This window comes from Bacillota bacterium, assembly GCA_024653485.1.
Lineage (GTDB): Bacteria > Bacillota > SHA-98 > UBA4971 > UBA4971 > UBA6256.
The window spans coordinates 1-17997 of record JANLFY010000008.1; the positions used below are offsets into that span (position 1 = coordinate 1).

General features: G+C 60.9%; 16 protein-coding genes. 11 read left to right on the forward strand and 5 right to left on the reverse strand.

Going from position 1 to position 17997, the window contains the following annotated elements; genetic code table 11:
• On the forward strand, window positions 1–231 hold a 231-nt coding region (locus NUW12_07590), incomplete at its 5' end, for a hypothetical protein (protein MCR4402634.1).
• Between the two features lie 82 nt (window positions 232–313).
• Complete coding sequence (locus NUW12_07595; GenBank protein ID MCR4402635.1) at window positions 314–2068, forward strand: NAD(P)/FAD-dependent oxidoreductase; 1755 nt, start codon at window positions 314–316, stop codon at window positions 2066–2068.
• Window positions 2069–2074: 6 nt separating this feature from the next.
• Here NUW12_07595 and NUW12_07600 read toward each other — a convergent pair whose 3' ends face one another.
• The 4 genes from NUW12_07600 to NUW12_07615 form a co-directional block, all read right to left on the reverse strand.
• Window positions 2075–3268 (reverse strand): hypothetical protein, encoded by a 1194-nt coding sequence (locus NUW12_07600; GenBank protein MCR4402636.1) that lies wholly within the window; start codon window positions 3266–3268, stop codon window positions 2075–2077.
• Between the two features lie 167 nt (window positions 3269–3435).
• Window positions 3436–4365 carry a ribosome small subunit-dependent GTPase A gene (rsgA, locus tag NUW12_07605; protein ID MCR4402637.1) on the reverse strand — a complete coding sequence of 310 codons (930 nt, stop codon included), beginning with the start codon at window positions 4363–4365 and terminating at the stop codon, window positions 3436–3438.
• Window positions 4358–4579: a hypothetical protein gene (locus NUW12_07610; GenBank protein MCR4402638.1), complete on the reverse strand. Its 222-nt coding sequence runs from the start codon at window positions 4577–4579 to the stop codon at window positions 4358–4360. Before NUW12_07610 ends, rsgA begins: the two co-directional genes overlap by 8 nt.
• A gap of 598 nt (window positions 4580–5177) precedes the next feature.
• A complete protein-coding gene (locus NUW12_07615; protein ID MCR4402639.1) occupies window positions 5178–5360 on the reverse strand; it encodes a hypothetical protein in 183 nt (60 codons plus the stop codon).
• 73 nt (window positions 5361–5433) lie between these two features.
• Between NUW12_07615 and NUW12_07620 the strand changes: the two genes are divergently transcribed.
• Window positions 5434–5898 carry a DUF3795 domain-containing protein gene (locus NUW12_07620; protein ID MCR4402640.1) on the forward strand — a complete coding sequence of 155 codons (465 nt, stop codon included), beginning with the start codon at window positions 5434–5436 and terminating at the stop codon, window positions 5896–5898.
• A gap of 146 nt (window positions 5899–6044) precedes the next feature.
• Here NUW12_07620 and NUW12_07625 read toward each other — a convergent pair whose 3' ends face one another.
• Window positions 6045–6614: a GNAT family N-acetyltransferase gene (locus NUW12_07625; GenBank protein MCR4402641.1), complete on the reverse strand. Its 570-nt coding sequence runs from the start codon at window positions 6612–6614 to the stop codon at window positions 6045–6047.
• Between the two features lie 710 nt (window positions 6615–7324).
• Between NUW12_07625 and NUW12_07630 the strand changes: the two genes are divergently transcribed.
• The 8 genes from NUW12_07630 (at window position 7325) to NUW12_07665 (ending at window position 17884) form a co-directional block, all read left to right on the forward strand.
• Window positions 7325–8968, forward strand: coding sequence for an ABC transporter substrate-binding protein (locus NUW12_07630; protein MCR4402642.1), 1644 nt, complete (start codon window positions 7325–7327; stop codon window positions 8966–8968).
• A gap of 308 nt (window positions 8969–9276) precedes the next feature.
• Window positions 9277–10236: an ABC transporter permease gene (locus NUW12_07635; GenBank protein MCR4402643.1), complete on the forward strand. Its 960-nt coding sequence runs from the start codon at window positions 9277–9279 to the stop codon at window positions 10234–10236.
• A 14-nt stretch (window positions 10237–10250) separates the two neighbouring features.
• Entirely contained in the window at window positions 10251–11153 is a 903-nt protein-coding gene (locus tag NUW12_07640) for an ABC transporter permease (protein MCR4402644.1), read from the forward strand.
• 6 nt (window positions 11154–11159) lie between these two features.
• The gene (locus NUW12_07645; protein MCR4402645.1) at window positions 11160–12812 is read left to right on the forward strand and encodes an amidohydrolase family protein; all 1653 of its coding nucleotides are present in this window, start codon (window positions 11160–11162) and stop codon (window positions 12810–12812) included.
• A 67-nt stretch (window positions 12813–12879) separates the two neighbouring features.
• Window positions 12880–14043 (forward strand): Xaa-Pro peptidase family protein, encoded by a 1164-nt coding sequence (locus NUW12_07650; GenBank protein MCR4402646.1) that lies wholly within the window; start codon window positions 12880–12882, stop codon window positions 14041–14043.
• A 196-nt stretch (window positions 14044–14239) separates the two neighbouring features.
• Window positions 14240–15439 carry a dipeptidase gene (locus NUW12_07655; GenBank protein ID MCR4402647.1) on the forward strand — a complete coding sequence of 400 codons (1200 nt, stop codon included), beginning with the start codon at window positions 14240–14242 and terminating at the stop codon, window positions 15437–15439.
• A 310-nt stretch (window positions 15440–15749) separates the two neighbouring features.
• Window positions 15750–16040 (forward strand): AbrB/MazE/SpoVT family DNA-binding domain-containing protein, encoded by a 291-nt coding sequence (locus tag NUW12_07660; GenBank protein MCR4402648.1) that lies wholly within the window; start codon window positions 15750–15752, stop codon window positions 16038–16040.
• Window positions 16041–16150: 110 nt separating this feature from the next.
• Complete coding sequence (locus tag NUW12_07665) at window positions 16151–17884, forward strand: ABC transporter ATP-binding protein/permease (protein MCR4402649.1); 1734 nt, start codon at window positions 16151–16153, stop codon at window positions 17882–17884.
• The last annotated feature ends 113 nt before the right edge of the window (window positions 17885–17997 follow it).

The window sequence follows — 17997 nt, forward strand, 5'->3', positions numbered from 1 at the left end:
AGATCCCCGATCCCGAAAACCCCCTCTGTGTGCCCTGTCACTGTCGAACCCGGGTACTCGCGTGAGCACGCTTCCGGCGCGTTTCGCAGTCGCGGGTTCCAGAACGATAGGAGGGTCAGAATCACAGCGGAGCACGGAGGGCCTTCGCAGAATATCGGGCGCCAGCCGGCAGTCTTTGCCGGTGATCTGGTGAGTCAGCGGCAGAGGACGATGGGGTGGCCCAGGCTTTAGACACGGTCCGGGGCTCAGGAGCGTTGCCTCTCGAGAGGCATGGAGGAGCGCGCGAATTCGGCGGTGGCAAACAGGACTTGGAATGATGATAGGAGAATACCAGTACATCGCAAGACATGTTTGCTGCGGTCCTTTTCGCTATCGTCCTCGCAGCTACGACCTTAAGAGAAGGCTTGAGCGAAATCCCGAGACCTGGGAGGTGTTGGGCGTGGGTGTCTCCATCCTGATCATCGGGGCCGGTGTCGCGGGGCTTTCCACAGGGTGCTACGCTCAGATGAACGGCTTTACCACGGAGATCTTCGAGATGGGCGACAAGCCGGGCGGGCTGTGCACGGCATGGACGCGCGGGGGCTATACGTTCGACTACTGCATTCACAATTTGGCTGGGACCGCGCCAAGCTCACGGTATTATCGGATGTGGCGGGAACTGGGCGCTCTGCAACCGGAGAGCAACACACGGGCTGGAGCCGAGTCCACGGCTGAAGAAGCTGAACTGGCTCGACCGTACAGTCCAGAGGCTCGCACACGCCCTGCGGGTCCAGACTGGACCGACGCCGGAGGTTGTCCCGTGTATCACTACAAGGAACTGGTCCGCGTGGAAGATCCCTCTGGCAAGTCTCTCACGATTGGACCGGACATCGACAGGCTTGAGCGGGATCTAGTTGCCTTGGCCAAGGACGACACGGGGGTCATCCGTGAATACGTCCAGGGTGTGCGCGCCTTCAAGGGCCTAGATCTCCTCAGCTTGACGGGCGCGGGCATCGGCGGCGCGCTGAGACTGCTCCCCCATGCCGGTAAGGTGCTCAGGTGGATGAAGCCTACTCTCGCCGAATTCGCTCAGCGGTTCTCTGACCCCTTTCTGCGGCGGGCGTTCCGTTATGTCCAGTATGACATGCCTGCGACTCCCACGGGCGTACACCTCAGTATGATCGCGGGTATGAGCCGCGGGGACTGCGGTTGGCCGGTGGGGGGCTCGCTGGCCTTCTCGCGCGCCATAGAGCGGCGCTACCGCGACCTGGGAGGTCGGGTTCACTACAGGTCGAAGGTGGCGAGAATCCTCACGGAAAACGGACGGGCCGTCGGCGTTCGTCTGGCGGATGGCTCGGAGCACCGAGGAGACGTGGTGGTCTCGGCGGCGGACGGGCACGGCACAATCTTTGATATGCTAGAGGGTCGCTACGTGAACCAGGCTGTCCGCTCGTACTACGCCGCGGCGCCCGAGACTCAGGACATGGCCTTGCACGTGTGCTTTGGAGTGAACCGAGATCTCTCACGGGAGCCGCACGCTCTCGTTCTGCTCCTCGATAAACCTGTGGAGATCGCGGGACACGTGCGGGACAGGCTCGGCGTAGAGATCCTCAATTTCGACCCAGTCATGGCCCCGCCGGGAAAGTCCGTGATAAAGGTCCCGCTGGAGGCCAGGTATGCCTTCTGGCAATCTCTGAAGTCCGGCGGAGGAGACGCATACCGCGCCGCAAAGGAAGAGGTCGCCGCACAGGTCTTGGACTTGCTCGAAACGCGTTTTTCAGGGCTTGGCAGGCAAGTGGAGGTTACTGACGTTTCCACGCCGCTCACCGTGGAACGCTACACGGGGAACTGGCGCGGGTTGCAAGCGTGGATGCCCCCCGGCAATCCCATGGGCGCCTTTCTCAAGGGGGCCTTCATGAGCACCCTCCCGGGGCTTGGTGGATTCTTCATGGTGGGACAATGGGCGTGCGGCGTGATCGGCTTGACTACTGCCGCCTCCGCCGGCCGGAGGCTGGTCCAGTCGCTCTGCCGGCGCTTTGGACGTCCTTTCGCGGCCTTTGAGTCGGAGAGCGAGGAGTACCGACGCTGACCGCTCTCAGCCTTCAGCCGCCCAAACGAAGCGTTTCGGTCGCTTGGTCTTCGTGGGAGTGAGGTAGCCCTCTTGCACCAGGGCTTCGAGGTCTCTGTACGCTGTCGTCGCGCTGACCCGGAAATGTTCCTGATAGCTTCTGGCCGTCCAGACGCTGCCCCGTTGGGCAAGGACGAGAGCTTCGCGCACGCGTCCCACATGGTCTCTCACGGAGACGGCGCCTGAATCAGACGGCACTGTGTCTTGCCCCGTGAGGTCCCACCCGACGTGGCCCTCGGCGACCGCACTTGCCGTCTGCGTGTCGTTCCAAGGAACGGTCTCGCCGGCACCCTCAAACCCCTCCCGAAGCACGACCACAGCGGCGGATAGCCAGCGGTACGCCATATTCTGAGCTATGCCTCGCGTCTCCGCGAAGAGCCACTGCACTGCCGGATACTCCGCCTGCAACGCTGCTACGACGTTGAGCAGCCACGCCGTAGAGACTCGGGCTTCTCTCGCTGCTTTCACCATGTCGCTGAGACGTCCCTCCACCACGAGGATGCTCCTTGGCAGTTGGCTTAGCTCGGCCAGCTGCATTCTCAAGGTGCCCGATGACACGGCGCTAACTACATCACCCAGCGACTTGCGTTCCACCGCCGCCACAAGCTTGTCTCCGAAGAACACACCGTAGTCTCCCACTGGGAGCTCTCTTCGCTCTGTTCGTGCGTTCTGGCGCGGGAACTTCCAGGGATAGCGTTCCCGATGGTCTACGGCCACCGCGAGCACCCGCTTCTCCAAGCCCCTCGCGACCGGCACACGGATTCCCGGGCGTGCTGATTGCATAGTCTTCTGGGTCCGCCAGAAAACAAGCGTGCGTCCTCGGCTCTCCGTCCAGATGAACATGGAGCGACGCCTTTGGCGCCGCCTCAGAACCAAGTGGACTGCCTTGCCCGCCCGCCAGCATGACTGAACAGGGGCTGTCTCGAGCACTTCCGATTCCGCAGGCCACGCATCGGCCTCCAACTCCAGGCAGAAGAGGTCCTTGCCGTGCGGCCACGTATCCGAGGTCGCCAGGACGAGAGGACGTTCCCCGGCCACGGGTAGGGAAATGAGGTAAGGCAGCCGCGTGTTAGACTTGGGATTGCGAGCCACGATGAACGCGTGGGAAGCAGGCTCATTTCTGGAACGTGCGCCAGCGGAACTCGTGTCGTCAGTGCTCAAGAAGCCTCACCTCACCGCCCAGGGTGGCCGTCATTGACAGCCCAATATCGAACTTGCCCAGCTCCATTCTCGTACCGCGTGGCGGATATGTCAACCTGGTTTTCTGCTCGCTCCGCTCAGCGTCGCCTCTCTTCGTCTGAACCGCCAAACCGTGCGGCGGGCTCTCCTTAACAGGGACCACCACGCACCAGCTTCACGTAATGCTCATAGCGCGAGCGTCGTATGAATCCCGATTCGACGGCGTCGCGCACGGCACATTCCGGCTCAGAAACGTGGACGCAGTCGGAGAACCTGCACCTTCCGATGTAGGGCCTCATTTCCCGGAAGCACGGCGCGAGGTCCCTGGCCGGGATCTCCCACAGCCCGAATTCCCTCATTCCGGCGGTGTCTGCTACGAATCCACCGGCTGTCAGCGGGATGAGCCGCGAGGCGGTGGTCGTGTGCCGCCCCCGGTGAGTGGTCTTCCCGACTTCTCCTGTGGCCAGCTTGATCCCGGGCTCGACCGCGTTGAGCAGGGACGACTTTCCGACCCCCGAAGGTCCTACCACGACGGAGATCCTCCCTGAGAGAACAGCATTGAGCTCGTCGACGCCCTGGCCGGTCCTGACGCACGTGCGGAGAACGCGGTATCCGATCTCCTCATACGGAGCTGCCATTCCCTGGACGTCTTCTGGAGACACGAGGTCGATCTTGTTGAGACACACGATACAAGGTATGCCGGAATGCTCGGCTACGGCCAGGTAACGGTCAAGGGCCCTCGCTCTGAACGCGGGTTCAGCTGCGGCGAACACGATGACGATCCGGTCGACGTTCGCCGCGATGACTTGTTCTCCGGGGCGGTCGCCCGCCGCTCTCCGTCCGAACGAGTTGCGTCGTTTCTCAATCTCCTCTATCACGCCCTTGTCGTGCTCGAGTAGCGCAAGGCGGACGAGATCGCCCGGCGCGACCGGGTTTGTGGCGCTGCCCGTCTCCCTCACCAGCCTGCGCCTGATCGTGCAAAGGACAGCCCTGCCGTCGACTAGGACGTGGTACACGTCGTTTCCTATCTGCAGAACGAGTCCGCGGCGGAGGTTGTCCTCTGGTACGCGTTCACCCATCGGACTCCACCTCCCCGTCGTCATCGAAGCCACCGAGGAACTCATCGATGAGCTCCATGATCTCCTGATTATCGCGACGCGGCGAGCCGTGGCGTCCCGCATGCCTTTCCTGGCGCCGCGCCTTGAGGCGTTCCTTCATCTTGACTCGATTGCGCTTTTGCTCGAGGTTCTTCTTGATCCCTGCTACTTGGTGCTTAGTCAATCTATCTGCCATCGGTACATGACCTCCATTATCATCTTCGCGTGACGTGCGACAGGGTTGCTCGAGCGATCCTGTCGGTCGCCTTCGAAGCTGTCCTCAACGTCTTGAGTCCATGGCCTCCTTCCTTGTGAACCGTCGCCTATCGTGTCTGGTCGGTACACAGGAAAGCCGTGGGCGACGCCTCACCCACGGCTCGAAACTAGACAGGATGTCTCGACAAACGGAAATGCCCGCCAGCGCGGGCATACAGAGCCGGTCTAGACTCACCTGACATGAGTTGCAGGCAGGAACCCAGTTCTCTGCTCTTAGGGGTTCCCGTTCATGTCAGGGCCTTCCTTCATGCCCCGACGGCAAGGTGGGTGAGGCGAATTGTGCCAGCAGCAAACATACCCGCAATGGCCCTCTTCACACAACCCACCTCCGTTCCGGAAACATGATCCAGACGCTATAACTGTAGCACCCGAGGGAGACGATGTCAACAGCGGCCTCCCTGTTCTCTCACAAACCGTTCCCTGCGAAGTGGGTTGATGGATGCGTTCCGGCTCATAGAGGAAAACGCATGGATGTCTAGAAGTGCCCATCATGCTCCTTGCCAAGCGGTGAGCGTTGACTATATCGCGGTCGGCCGCGCAGCGCAGCCGAACACAATGTCGACGTGGATGGAAAGCACTATGGCTGGGAGCATATCGGAGATCTCCTGGCTCGGCTCGATGAGGGGCTTGCTGTGACCGTCAAGGTCAGCGATGTGACCTCCTGAGTCGTAGCGGTATATCGGCTGGCCGGGCCGTGCCATGAACAGGCGGCCTGAAAGCTGGCGGATCAGGAGATGGCCGCACGGACGACGTATGAGCCGGGAGAGACGGCGGATGGGGGGAGTGAGTGTGAATCTGGAGGAGGTTGCCTATTGCGGGTTGTATTGTGGCCTGTGTGCGAGCCGGCGGCGCATTCCAAAGCAGGCTGCGACGCTGCGCGAGTCCCTACGCAAGGAGGGATACGATCGCGGTTACTTCGATGTGCCCGGTCTTGACAAGGTGTTCGCCGCGTTCTGGGAGGGGCTCGGGCTCCTGGTCGACGTGCCTTGCCCGGGATGTCGAGCGGGCGCGGGTTTTCCCGATTGTAGCGTCCGGGCGTGCGCGCAGGAGCGGGAGGTGCTCGCTTGTCCCTTCTGTTCCGATTTCCCCTGCGATAGACTGGCGATGCTGAATCGCTACCCGCTTCTCGTGGCTGACGGCGAGAGGATGCGCCAGCTTGGTCTCGAAACGTGGGTAGCGGAGCAAGAGGCTCGAGCAGCTGCCGGATTCGCATATGCCGACGTGCGTTATCCGGAATAGCTATCGGCAATAGCCACAGACAGCCACCAACGTCTTTGCACGTGGCTGCGTCCATTTCGGCAAGGATAGGCTCACCGGGCGGGCCATGGCAATACCATGGCAATACAATGTATCATGCGCTTTACTCCGCGAACGAAGAGACGTGCTCATGCCTGTTGTAAGCTCCGAGATAACATGTCCAAATCGGACCAGGCGTATAATACGGCGTCATACTGCTGGCCGCCGATCTCTATCTCATTGCGCTTGATCTCCCGGGCTCCAAGATCCTCGTAGAACTCGCGAAACGGATTGGCGGCAAGCACCCAAACAGCCATCGAGTGGAGGCCTGCCTCGAGCAGGCTTTTCGCGATGCCAGCCACAAGCATTCTGCCGACGCCCTTTCTCTGATGCTCGGGCAGGACATAGATTGCGTGCAATTCTCCGGCGCACTCGATCTCCTCGATCTCCGTGTCCCGATTGGGGCCCCCTGCGGCGAAGCCCACTACTCCAGACACCTCGTGCTCGGCCACCAGCACGGTTAATCCACGTGACGAGTCTGAATCTGGCGCATCGGCAAGGCTTGCAAGGCTTGCCTTCCAACGGTCCTCTCCTGCACGGTAATCGAGGCGGGCAAGATACGAATCAGCTATGATTCCTTTGTACGTAGCTCTCCAAGTATCCACGTGCACTCTGGCCAATATCGGGGCGTCAGCCGGAGTCGCTTTCCTGATCCTCATGAGTGACCTCACTGTCCCGCTTACGAGAATCGTCAGGACCCATCCTATGCCTTTTGGTCTCCTCAATTCGCATTGTGAGTCGCGTGGCAGGTGCGCCAGTGGCGCAACCAAGCAATTCTTCACTTGACAACAGACTCCTCCACGACAGAACTGTCTTGTTAGCCTACAGCTTGGCTTACCGCCTGGCTTGCCGCCGGCTCAGCAGTGGCGCGCGATCATCAGCGCGTACAATCACGCGCGCACGCGCGGGCGTGTCCGAGCATGTCCTTGTACGCCGCCACGTGGAGACAGGCTCGAAACAGGGAGTGGGCGAAAAGTCGACAGAACACGCATGGAGGCTAGTGAGAGCTGGTCAGAAGGAAGCGCCGGGCACCGAGCCGCAGCAGATGTCGCCAGAGACCTTCTTGCAGGCGTCACCGCCTCAGGGGCCTGGTCGAACATCTCGGAAGGCGCGCTTCGGACCGCACGAGGTCCGAAAGACGCTTCTAGGGCGCCTTGCCCGGCGCTTAAGGAGACACCCTGAAGGACATCTGGCAGGGGTCTCCGCTCAAAGAGTATTCCCCGACGTTCCCCCGGCTATGACACCGACCGGACATGGCGAAAAGAGATTCGTTAGCCAGATTCTGACTTTCTGACTCCCTCTTGCCTTCTCGTCCGGACCGTGCTATAGTACCTGCCAACAACCTAGCAGAAGAGAGGAGAGGGAAGAGATGCAGTATCATATCCGACGGTCGCTCTGCGCGACCATACTCGCAGCAAGCCTGGTGTTGTTGTGCCTGTTACCTGGAGCAAGTGCGGCAGGTGCACAGAAACGCGGAGGCACTCTTGTCATCGGTACTACGACGGACTTGGACACGTTCAACGTTCTTGTATCCAACAGCATCACGTCGTCATGGATTCTCGATCTGATGTACCCGAGCCTTCTCGTGATGGATGAGAAAGCCAACAAGATCCCCTACCTCGCGAAAGAATGGGGCTACTCCGATGGTGGCCGAGTCGCCTGGTTCAAGCTCAGAGAAGACGCCAAGTGGCAGGATGGCACGCCGATCACGGCCGAAGACGTGAAGTTCACCGTCGACGTCACGGTCAAACATAGCATAGGTTTCAACGCGTCGCTCTTCTCGTCGGTGGAGAAGATCGTCACCCCCGACTCGCGTACCGTGCAGTTCTACCTCAAGGAGCCGAGCGTGAGCTTCGCGCCGAGCGCTGGTTTCTGGCTGCGCGTCGTGCCGAAGCACATCTGGGAGAAGATACAGGATCCCAAGCAGTTCGCAAACGAGAAACCGATAGGAGCGGGTCCTTTCGCGCTAGTGAGGTACCAGCGCGGTCAATACTATGAACTCGAACCCGTCAAGCAAGGGTTCTTCGTCGAGTCGGGGCCGCCGCTAATCGATAAGGTGATCTTCAAGGTCTATCCGGACATCAATACTTTGATACTGGCTCTCAAGAAGGGCGAAGTGGACCTTTGCGCTGAGTCGATTCCGCCCGCCTCCGTGCCCGACCTCAAGAAAACAAAGGGCATCAACGTTGTTTCCGGGCCCAGCCTTGGGTACGCGTACATGATCTTCAACCTGCACTCGAAGCAGGCTGGATTCCTAGCTGATGTCCAGGTTAGGAAGGCTTTGGCCCATGCGGTGAACAAGGACATAATCAACAAGATGATCCTCGCGGGAAACGCGCTTCCGATCGCGACCGCCGTCTCCCCGGTCCTGGACTTCTGGCACAATCCCAATGTGAAGGACTATGCATACGATCTCGAGCAGGCCAAGAAGATCCTAGACGCGGCAGGGTACAAGGATACGAACGGTGATGGGGTCCGCGAGGTTCCGGCTTCCAAGGGCGGTGGGAGACTCAGAGTGAGGATCCTCTACGATTCTGGACACGCTCAGCAGCCGAAGGTCGTGCAGATCCTCAAGGACGATCTCGCCAAGATCGGAGTTGAGCTCGTGGCGGACGGCATGGAGCGCAACGCGTACCTGGCGAAGAGGAAGGCACTGGACTTCGACCTCATGTTGGGCCGCTGGGGCATCATGGACGAGCCCGCCGACTACCTCTACTTGCTGTATCACTCAGACACGTACGGAAAGGGAGGAATCAACGAATCCGGTCCTAACGATCCCGTCCTCGACAAGCTCATAGAGGAAGCTAACAAGACCGGGGACGTAAACGTCGCGCGCGACAGGGTCTTCAAGATCCAGGAGCGCCTGCACGAGGTGATACCGGAAGTCCACCTGTACGTGGAGCAGTATTACTTCGCATACCGCGACCGGTTCACCGGCTATAGGCTGTTCCCGAGCGATCTGCGCGGGCTAGTGGATCCTCAGTCGCTCTCTGTGGTCCACTTGGCTGAGTAGAGAACGACAGCGAGCTGGTGAGCCACGCGCGGACACCGCACGCACCGCGGGGATGAGCCAAAGCGCGAGGATGAACGCAGGAGGGTGCGCGGACCAATGAAGGGATGAGGACGCGCGTCGCGCAAGGGAATCATGCCGCGCGATATGGTTCAGCAGGCTATCTGAAGAACCTCGTTATGCCTACGGCCGTGGACTCAGGCGTTGCCTTTCTCGAAGGCTTCCTTTTCGGACAGCCTGAGTCCACGGCTTGGCAGTCCCGTTGCTCGTCCCGTTGATCGAACCCCCAACCTCCATCGGAGGGAACGCTGATGAGCAGATATATGGTGAAACGGATACTGCGCGGCCTGCTGACGGCCGTGGTTTCAGTATCGTTGACTTTCATCGTGGTTCGGGTCATGCCTGGGGACCCCGCCGCGATGCTCATGGACCCCAGGATGACCGAGGAGATACGACAACAGATACTGCGCGACTTCGGGCTGGACAAACCGCTGTGGGCGCAGTACCTAACATACATCGGGCAGCTGCTAAGAGGAAACCTCGGAGTATCCTTCCGGTCGCTTAGCTCCGTGACCGGGGTCATATGGTCCCGGTTGCCTTGGACACTCCTCCTCATGGGCACGAGTTTCGTCCTCACCATCATCATGGGAGTTCCGCTGGGTGTGCTGGCGGCGGTGAGGCGCGGCGGTGCTCTCGACCGAGCCATCAACGCGTTCGCCATCGTCGGACATTCTGTTTTCGTTCCGTGGCTCGCCATCACCCTGCTCTACCTCTTGGGATACATGCTGCCGTGGTTCCCGATAGGAGGCGCGTGCGACATAGGGGTGGCGGGTTGGGATGCCGTGAGGAGCATCACCAAGCATCTGGTGCTTCCCGCGGCCACTCTCACCATAATCAACCTCGCGAGCTACGTCCTCTTTCTGAGGACGGGCATGGTGGAGACGCTGAAAGAGGACTTCGTCCGGACGGCCAGGGCGAAAGGAGTGCCGGAGAACAGCGTGGTCTTCAAGCACGCTTTGCGGAACGCTTTCCTGCCCACTGTGACGATGATGGGCCTTCAGCTCGGGTCCATGGTTGGAGGGGCGGTGCTCACCGAGTCCGTCTTCGCTTATCCCGGAGTTGGAAGGCTCATCTACGAGTCGGTGATGCAACACGATTACCCGGTGCTGCAAGGCACGTTCATCATCCTCGCTTTCACAGTCATCCTGGCCAACATACTCACCGACCTGGCCTACGCTTACCTGGACCCCAAGGTCAGGTTCGAGTCTTGAGCGAGGTGAGAGCAGTGTCTGTAGCAGTCGATGTAGATGCGGCCGGCGTCGAGCCCGGGACGCGAGGTGCGCGACACCACGTTCTGGCTGTGGTGAGGCAGCTCGTTTCCAACCCTCTGGGTGCCATCGGCTTGTCGGTTCTTGCAGTGATGGCGCTGGTGGCCGTATTCGCGCCTGCCATAGCGCCTTACCCGTCGGGATACGGCAATCTGGAGGAGATGAGCCTGCCGCCCAGCAGCCGTCATCCATTCGGAACGGACGACATGGGACTGGACATCCTGGCGCAGGTCGTGTGGGGCACGAGAGTATCCATGCTGGTCGGCATCGCGGCGACCATGCTCTCCCTCGCCATCGGGGTCCCCATCGGGCTCCTTTCCGGATTCTACAGGGGGCGCGTGGACGCCCTGACTACCAGCGTGGTCGACCTGTTCCTGAGCCTCCCGGTTCTCCCACTGATGATACTGCTCGGCGCGGTGCTCGGCCCCAGCCTGACCAACGTGATCCTCGTGATCGGCTTCTTCTGCTGGCCGTCCACGGCGCGGGTCGTCCGGGCCCAGGCGCTCTCCATCGCCGAGCAGCAGTTCACGGAGGCCGCGAGGGCGATGGGCGCGACGGACGCCCGCATACTTCTGAAGCACCTTCTGCCGAACGTGTTCCCGCCGATCATGGTGAACATGGTGCTGACCATCGCCACGGCTGTGCTGTCTGAAGCGGGGCTCAGCTTTCTCGGCCTTGGCGACCCTACACAGTGGAGCTGGGGGCGCATCCTTGAAAACGCCCACCGAAGCGGGGCCTTTGTTACGGCTTGGTGGCACACCCTCTTCCCCAGCATCGCCATCATGCTCCTAGTCATGTCGGCGAATTTCCTGGGCATGGCGATCAACGAGATCCTCAACCCGCGCTTGAAGAGGAGGTAAGGCGTCTTGCAGGGCTTCGACATTCTGATAACCAACGCCAGAGTAATCGATGGAACGGGTAACGACGCCTTCATGGGGAAGGTCGGAATCAAAGGCGACCGGATAGTGCACGTTTCCCGAGAGAGCGCGCCTGTACCCTTTGGGCCGCGCGAAGGGGAAGCGTCATCGTTCCACGCGGCGAAAACAGTCATCGACGCTCGGGGAAAGGTCGTGTGTCCCGGCTTCGTGGATCCCCACGCCCACCTCGAGCTTCTCATCCTCCATCAACCGCGCACCGAGGCGTACGTGGCCCAAGGCATAACCACGGCGATCAATGGAAACTGCGGGCACTCCGTTACCCCGTACGGGACGGAGCGGGTGCTGGAGTACCAGTACAGGAACGGCCTTATCACGCAGCGATTCCGCTCCACTCCGGTACCGTTCCGGTGGAACTCGTTCGCAGAGTACATCGAGGGTCTCGAGGCGAGCGGCGGCACTACCATAAGCCATGGATTCCTGCTGGGACACGGCACGCTGCGCTGGGCCGTGATGGGCGGCGCCATAAACAGGCCGCCGAACGAGGATGAGCGCAAGGAGCTCGAGAGGCTTGTGAGGGAAGGCCTGGAGGACGGCGCTCTCGGCATGTCCACGGGTCTCGCCTACATCCCGAGCAAGTTCGCAGCCACGGACGAAATCGTGGAGCTAGCCAAGGTGCTCGCGGAGTATGATGCCACGTACGCATCCCACATACGGTACGACCTTGGAATCGAGGCAGCGACAGCCGAGGCCATCGAGATAGGCAGGCGCTCGGGGGCGAGGGTACAGGTCTCGCATCTCCACATGGGAGCGCCTGGAGCATATGAGCTCATCGCGAAAGCCGTGGAAGAGGGGCAGGACGTCGCGGCCGACACGATTCCGAGGAGCACGGGGCATCTCGTGCGCGGCGACCGGCTCGTGCAGTTTGTAATGACGATGTCTCCCGAGTACTTCGACGTCGGCGTCGAAGGGGTGCTCCAGGCCATGCGCACCCGGAAGGGCAGGGAGCTTTTCAGAGAGCAAGAGCCGTTCTTCAAGCACGACCCCGAGAAGGTGTACATAGTCAACACGGGCGATCCTGCTCTAGAGGGCAAGACTGTGGCGGAAGTTGCGGCGACGCACTCGCTGGAGCCCTCGGATCTCATCTTCGACCTCTTGCTGGCTAAAGGGAAGGCGGTGACCTTCTGGTTCGGGAAAGACAGGCAGGACGCCGCGCCGGATTTCCCGCCCGACGAGGTCATCAGGCAACCATGGCTTTCGCCTGGCACCGACATTTTGATGGTCGAGGACTGGGATCCCACGGGGTGGTACGAGCTCATGCGGCCGGGGTGCATGGTCACCTTCATGAAGCAGGCTCGCCGCGCAGGAGTGCGGCTGGAAGAGATAATCAGGCGGATGACGTCCTTCCCGGCCAAGCAGTTCCGCATCGGCGACCGGGGGGTCTTGGAGCCCGGCAAGGCGGCAGACGTGATAGTGTTCGACCCGGATACGCTATCGTACCCGTCGCTGGACGCGATGGATTACTCTGATCCGTACAAGCGCGCGAGCGGCATGGATTACGTGATCGTGAACGGCACGGTCGTGATGGCGCACGGCAAGCAGCTCGACGCGCGGCCCGGGCGACCGGTCACCCGCCGCGGGTGATACAGGCGCGGTTTTCCGCAAGCGGGCAAGCGGGAACGCGAAGGCGAAGAAGGATGGTGATGGTCGAGTGAGGCTCACGAGACCCTTTTACCTGCGCAAGATAGCGAGATGTAGACAGGCGCTGGCCGACAGAGGCCTAGACGGTCTGTTCATCCTCAACCACTTGAGCATCTGGTACCTGACGGGGTTCTTCCACTTTCCGACCGAGCGGCCCATCGGGGTGTTCATCGCCACCGACGAGGAAGTCCCGAGGTTCTTCATACCGAAGCTCGAGGAGGACCAGGTGCTCGAGGTGTGGGACCGCGACATAGAGACATACTTCGAGTATCCCGGGGTCGAGGACCCACTTTCGTGGATGTGCGGGCGCCTCGGCGAACTAGGCTACGGGCGCGGGCGACTGGGGTATGAGTCCAGTATATCTGTGGGCGCGAGAGACGTGTTGAGCGCGGTCCTTCCCGAAGCGCGCTGGACAGAGGCGGGTGACATCATAGCCGGCATGCGCCTAGTGAAAGACGAGGAGGAGATCGAGCTCATCCGCAAGGCGGCTATGTACTCCGACTTCATGGTGGAAGAGGGCGTCCGGGTCGTTAAAGAGCGGGGGTTCATCTCCGAGATAGAGATCCTCGAGGAAGTGGTCAGGAGAACCGTGGACAAGATGCTCGACGAGCTGGACCCCATCGTCTACGTGTCGGGCATCGCTGCGGGACTCGTGTGCTCAGGAGAGAGGTCGGCCTTCCCCCATGGCCTTCCGAGTAAGCGCCGGATCAGGCGGGGCGAGAACCTCATCCTCAGCTTCGGGTGCGTTGTCGGAGGATACAACGCCGAAAGCGAGAGGACCGTCTTCGTGGGGAGCCCGTCGGATGAGCAGAGGAAGACGTACGAGGCTGTGAGGGAAGCGCAGGAAGTCGGCACCATGGCCCTCAGGTCGGGCCGGCCCTGCCGGGACGCGAACCGCGTGTGTCTCGACGTGCTCCGGAAGGCGGGCCTGTGGGACTACGTCAAGCATCGCCAGGGACACGGGATCGGGATCTCCAATCACGAGCCGCCGTGGATCGAGGACGGGGACGGCACCATTCTGAAGCCTGGAATGGTCGTGTCGAGCGAGCCGGGGATATACGTCCCCGGCAAGGGAGGGTACCGCGTGTCTGACACGGTGCTCATCACCGAAGCGGGGCCGGAGAGGTTGACATCCTACCCTCGTGACATGGAAAAGTTGATCATCGACCTTTGAGGATGGGGACTCAACCAGGAGGTCACACCGCTGCCTGTGGCCCGTTGCCTACCACGCGTGACCTGCACCAGACGCAGAATGCGACGACGTTCCACAATTGCGGGGACGTTCACGAAACCGGACGCACGGCGCCGCTAGGCATCGTGCAGCGCGTAATAAGCAACAAGCAGTGCGTAGGGAGGAATGCAGCACGGGTATGAACAAAAGGTACAACGGATACAGAGCCTACCAGTACCTGGAGCCTGGAGTGGACTACAGAGACTTCGTCATGTGTAAGGAGATCGGACGCGTTCCCGAGTACTTGGTTCCGCTCACCCCGGAGCAAGAGAAACGCGCGGAGGAGATAGCCCGGGATTCGATCGTCATATCGCTGCACGATCATCCCGTGGTATTCCCGGAAGACCTCGAGCGCGACCTGTTCGAATACGCCCGCGAGGGAAGGGAGAAGACCGCGTATGAGGCGCTGTCCCACTCCTACCTTGACTGCGTGTTCGACAACATGATGGACGGAACGTGCACCATCACTTCCAAGGCTGGGTGGAAGTGGCGCGACGTGCTCTACGACCTTGGAATGAGGCTGTGCGACATCGCCCATCAGGACTTCATCATCCGTTGCGAGCGCGTAGATGATATATACCGGGCTCATGCAGAGGGCAAGATCGCCCTGGTCGCGGCCATCGAGGGCGCGGCCATGCTCGAGAACGAGGTCGACCGCGTGGACATCCTGTACGGCTTCGGCGTGCGGCTCATGGGGATCACGTACAGTGAATCGAACGCGCTTGGGTCCGGTCTGCGTGAAGACAACGACGGTGGCCTCACCCAGTTCGGGCGGCAGGTGGTCGAGAGGATGAACAAGATCGGAATGGCCATCGACTGCTCTCACTGTGGCGTGAAGACGGCCCTGGACGTGATCAAGACCAGCAAGAAGCCGATATTCCTGACGCACGTGGGCGCGAGGGCTTTGTGGGAGAGCAGAAGGCTGTTCCCCGACGACGTGCTAAAGGCGTGCGCGGACAAAGGCGGCGTCATCGGCATCGAGGCGGCGCCTCATACGACGCTCACGGAGAAGAACAGGACGCACTCCATCGAGTCGTACATGGAGCACTTCGAATACGTGAAGGATCTGGTCGGCATCGACCACGTGGCGTTCGGGCCCGACACGCTGTACGGCGATCACGTCGGCTTGCACCATGCGTACGCGGCCCATCTATCCACCAAGGGCACGCAGGGCGTCAAGCATTTCGACGAAGTGGAGTACGTGAAGGGCCTCGAGAACCCGACCGAAGCCTCGAAGAACACCCTGCGCTGGCTGGTCAAGCATGACTACTCCACCGAGAACATCAAGAAGGTCATCGGTGGGAACATCCTGCGGGTCCTGAAGGAAGTGTGGTACTAGGCCCAATCGTGCTGAGAAACGTGCTGAGAACGGTACGCACTGTCGGCCCCGGCCCAGCAGCCGGGGCCGCGCCGTCTGCGTCCGAGCCAGCAGCGGTGCGTGAACTCTCCGCGACAGCTTCCTCTCCTTGCGATCGTAGTCGCAGGAAAGCGGGATGACCGCTCCTTGTCGCGACCGCAGGTACGTGCTATCATACTATTCGTGTATACATGATCGAGTGCGCGCGTCCTCATGCGCCGGCGTGGCAGTCAAGCGTGCAACGCCGCCGCGCGGCGCGCAGCCCGTTGCGGGAGGAGGGCGACGACCAGTCGTGCGCGGGCATGAGCCGGTTTTCTACGGGGCCGTGACTGTCGGAGAACGCGGTCAGGTGGTCATCCCCCAGCAGGCCAGGGAGGCTCAGGGGATCAAACCCGGCGACAAGATGCTGGTGCTTGGCGGGGGATTCGACGGCCACGGCTTGGTGATGATCAAGGCCGACGCGGTGAGCGGTCTACTTGCGAAGTTGAGCGAGCGTGTGACCCTTCTCGAGAAGGTGTTTCGCATGTCCAAGGGAGACGCCAAGGAGGACGTCAAAGAGGAGGACGTCAAGCAGGACGAGTAGGGCCGAGTCCGCCGACACCGAGTCCGCGGCAAATGCCTAGCTTGTCCATCCCTTCGGCCTGGCCTTGCTCCAAACGAGGGGAAAGAGGCCGTTGAGAGGCATGGTGGGCCATGATAAAGCTGATGAGATTCCTCAAGCCATATAGGGCCGAGATAGCGCTGGTGGTAGGTCTCGTGTTCACTCAGACCATTTCTGAGCTGTACCTTCCGACACTTATGTCTGACATCGTCAACACGGGGATCATGAGGGGCGACATCGGCCACATCTGGCGAGTGGGCAGGCTGATGCTCCTGGTCGCTCTGGGCGGGACGGCCTGTTCCATTACGGCGGCGTTCTTGTCTGCTCGAATTGCGATGGGTTTCGGCAAGGTGCTCCGGGCGAGGATCTTCGAGCATGTTCAGAAGTTCTCGCTGCGCGAATTCGACAAGATCGGCACACCCTCCCTCATCACCCGGAACACCAACGACGTCACGCAGATCCAGATGGTGACGATGGTCATGATGCGCATGATGATAAGCGCGCCCATCATGTGCTTCGGAGGGATCATAATGGCCTTGTCCAAGGACAGAGGCCTTGCGCGGATCCTCGCCTTCGTCCTGCCGGTCCTTGCGGCCACGGTCGTCTTCGTCGCGCGCAAGGGCTTCCCTCTCTTCAGGATGATCCAAGAGAAGATCGACAGGATAAACCTCATCGTGCGGGAGAACCTCTCGGGAATCCGAGTCATTCGCGCCTTCAATCGGACGGACCACGAGAGGAGGCGCTTTCACGACGCCAATATCGACCTCACCGAGACCTCCATCAGGGTCAACAGACTGATGGCTCTCATGATGCCTACCATGATGTTCATCATGAACTCGACAATGATAGCGACCATCTGGTTCGGGAGCATTCGTGTCGATCGCGGAACTCTCGAGGTCGGCAATATGATGGCGTTTTTCCAGTACGCCATGCAGATCATGATGTCGCTGCTCATGGCCTCGATGCTCTTCATCATGATCCCCCGCGCCCAAGCCTCGGCGGACAGGATCACCGAGGTGCTGGCCATCGAGCCGGAGATCAACGACCCGTCCGCGCCGAAGTCGGCCGCGGCGGGTGGCCTCGAGGGGCATGTTGAGTTTCGCGATGTAACGTTCAGGTATCACGGCGCCGAGGAGCCCGCCGTGAGGAACGTCTCATTCCGCGCTCGTCCCGGTGAGACCGTCGCCATTATCGGCGGAACGGGGTCGGGCAAATCGACGCTCGTCAGCTTGATCCCGCGCTTCTACGACGTAACCTCCGGCAGCGTCCTCGTCGATGGCGTGGACGTTCGCGCGATGACCCAGGAAGAGCTGAGGGTGAAGATCGGTTTCGTCCCACAGAAAGCGATGCTCTTCTCCGGCACGGTCGCCGAGAATATCCGCTACGGCAAGGAAGATGCAACGGATGAGGAAGTCGCGCGGGCGGCGAAGATCGCCCAGGCCTTCGACTTCATCTGCGAAATGAAAGACGGGTTCAACTCCGAGATCGCTCAGGGTGGCGCGAACCTTTCGGGCGGGCAGAGGCAGCGTCTGGCCATCGCCCGCGCCCTCGTGAGGAAGCCTGAGATCTACATCTTCGATGACAGCTTCTCTGCCCTTGACTTCAAGACCGACGCCAAGCTGCGGGCGGCGTTGAAGAGGGAGACGGCAGGTAGCACGGTGCTGATCGTCGCTCAACGGGTCAGCACGGTCATGGACGCGGACCGAATAGTCGTGCTTGACCGCGGCAGGGTCGTGGGGACCGGCACCCACAAGGAACTGCTCAAGACGTGCGAGATCTACCGCGAGATCGTCGCTTCGCAGCTTCCGGAGGAAGAGATCGCCTGAGGATGAATGCCGTATGAGCCAAGCAAACGTAAGCAGGGACAGCGTGACAAGCAGGGACGGCGTGACAAGAGTCGGTATGAATGGGGCTTTTCAGTCACATGCAAGGCCGGTCG

What these genes read in the sequence shown, in the direction of transcription:
- NUW12_07595 (MCR4402635.1), top strand. Translation starts at nt 314, where the DNA reads ATGATGATAGGAGAATACCAGTACATCGCAAGACATGTTTGCTGCGGT.
- rsgA (MCR4402637.1), bottom strand. Translation starts at nt 4,365, where the DNA reads ATGGGTGAACGCGTACCAGAGGACAACCTCCGCCGCGGACTCGTTCTG.
- NUW12_07610 (MCR4402638.1), bottom strand. Translation starts at nt 4,579, where the DNA reads ATGGCAGATAGATTGACTAAGCACCAAGTAGCAGGGATCAAGAAGAAC.
- NUW12_07615 (MCR4402639.1), bottom strand. Translation starts at nt 5,360, where the DNA reads ATGGCACGGCCCGGCCAGCCGATATACCGCTACGACTCAGGAGGTCAC.
- NUW12_07620 (MCR4402640.1), top strand. Translation starts at nt 5,434, where the DNA reads ATGGGGGGAGTGAGTGTGAATCTGGAGGAGGTTGCCTATTGCGGGTTG.
- NUW12_07625 (MCR4402641.1), bottom strand. Translation starts at nt 6,614, where the DNA reads ATGAGGATCAGGAAAGCGACTCCGGCTGACGCCCCGATATTGGCCAGA.
- NUW12_07630 (MCR4402642.1), top strand. Translation starts at nt 7,325, where the DNA reads ATGCAGTATCATATCCGACGGTCGCTCTGCGCGACCATACTCGCAGCA.
- NUW12_07635 (MCR4402643.1), top strand. Translation starts at nt 9,277, where the DNA reads ATGAGCAGATATATGGTGAAACGGATACTGCGCGGCCTGCTGACGGCC.
- NUW12_07655 (MCR4402647.1), top strand. Translation starts at nt 14,240, where the DNA reads ATGAACAAAAGGTACAACGGATACAGAGCCTACCAGTACCTGGAGCCT.
- NUW12_07665 (MCR4402649.1), top strand. Translation starts at nt 16,151, where the DNA reads ATGATAAAGCTGATGAGATTCCTCAAGCCATATAGGGCCGAGATAGCG.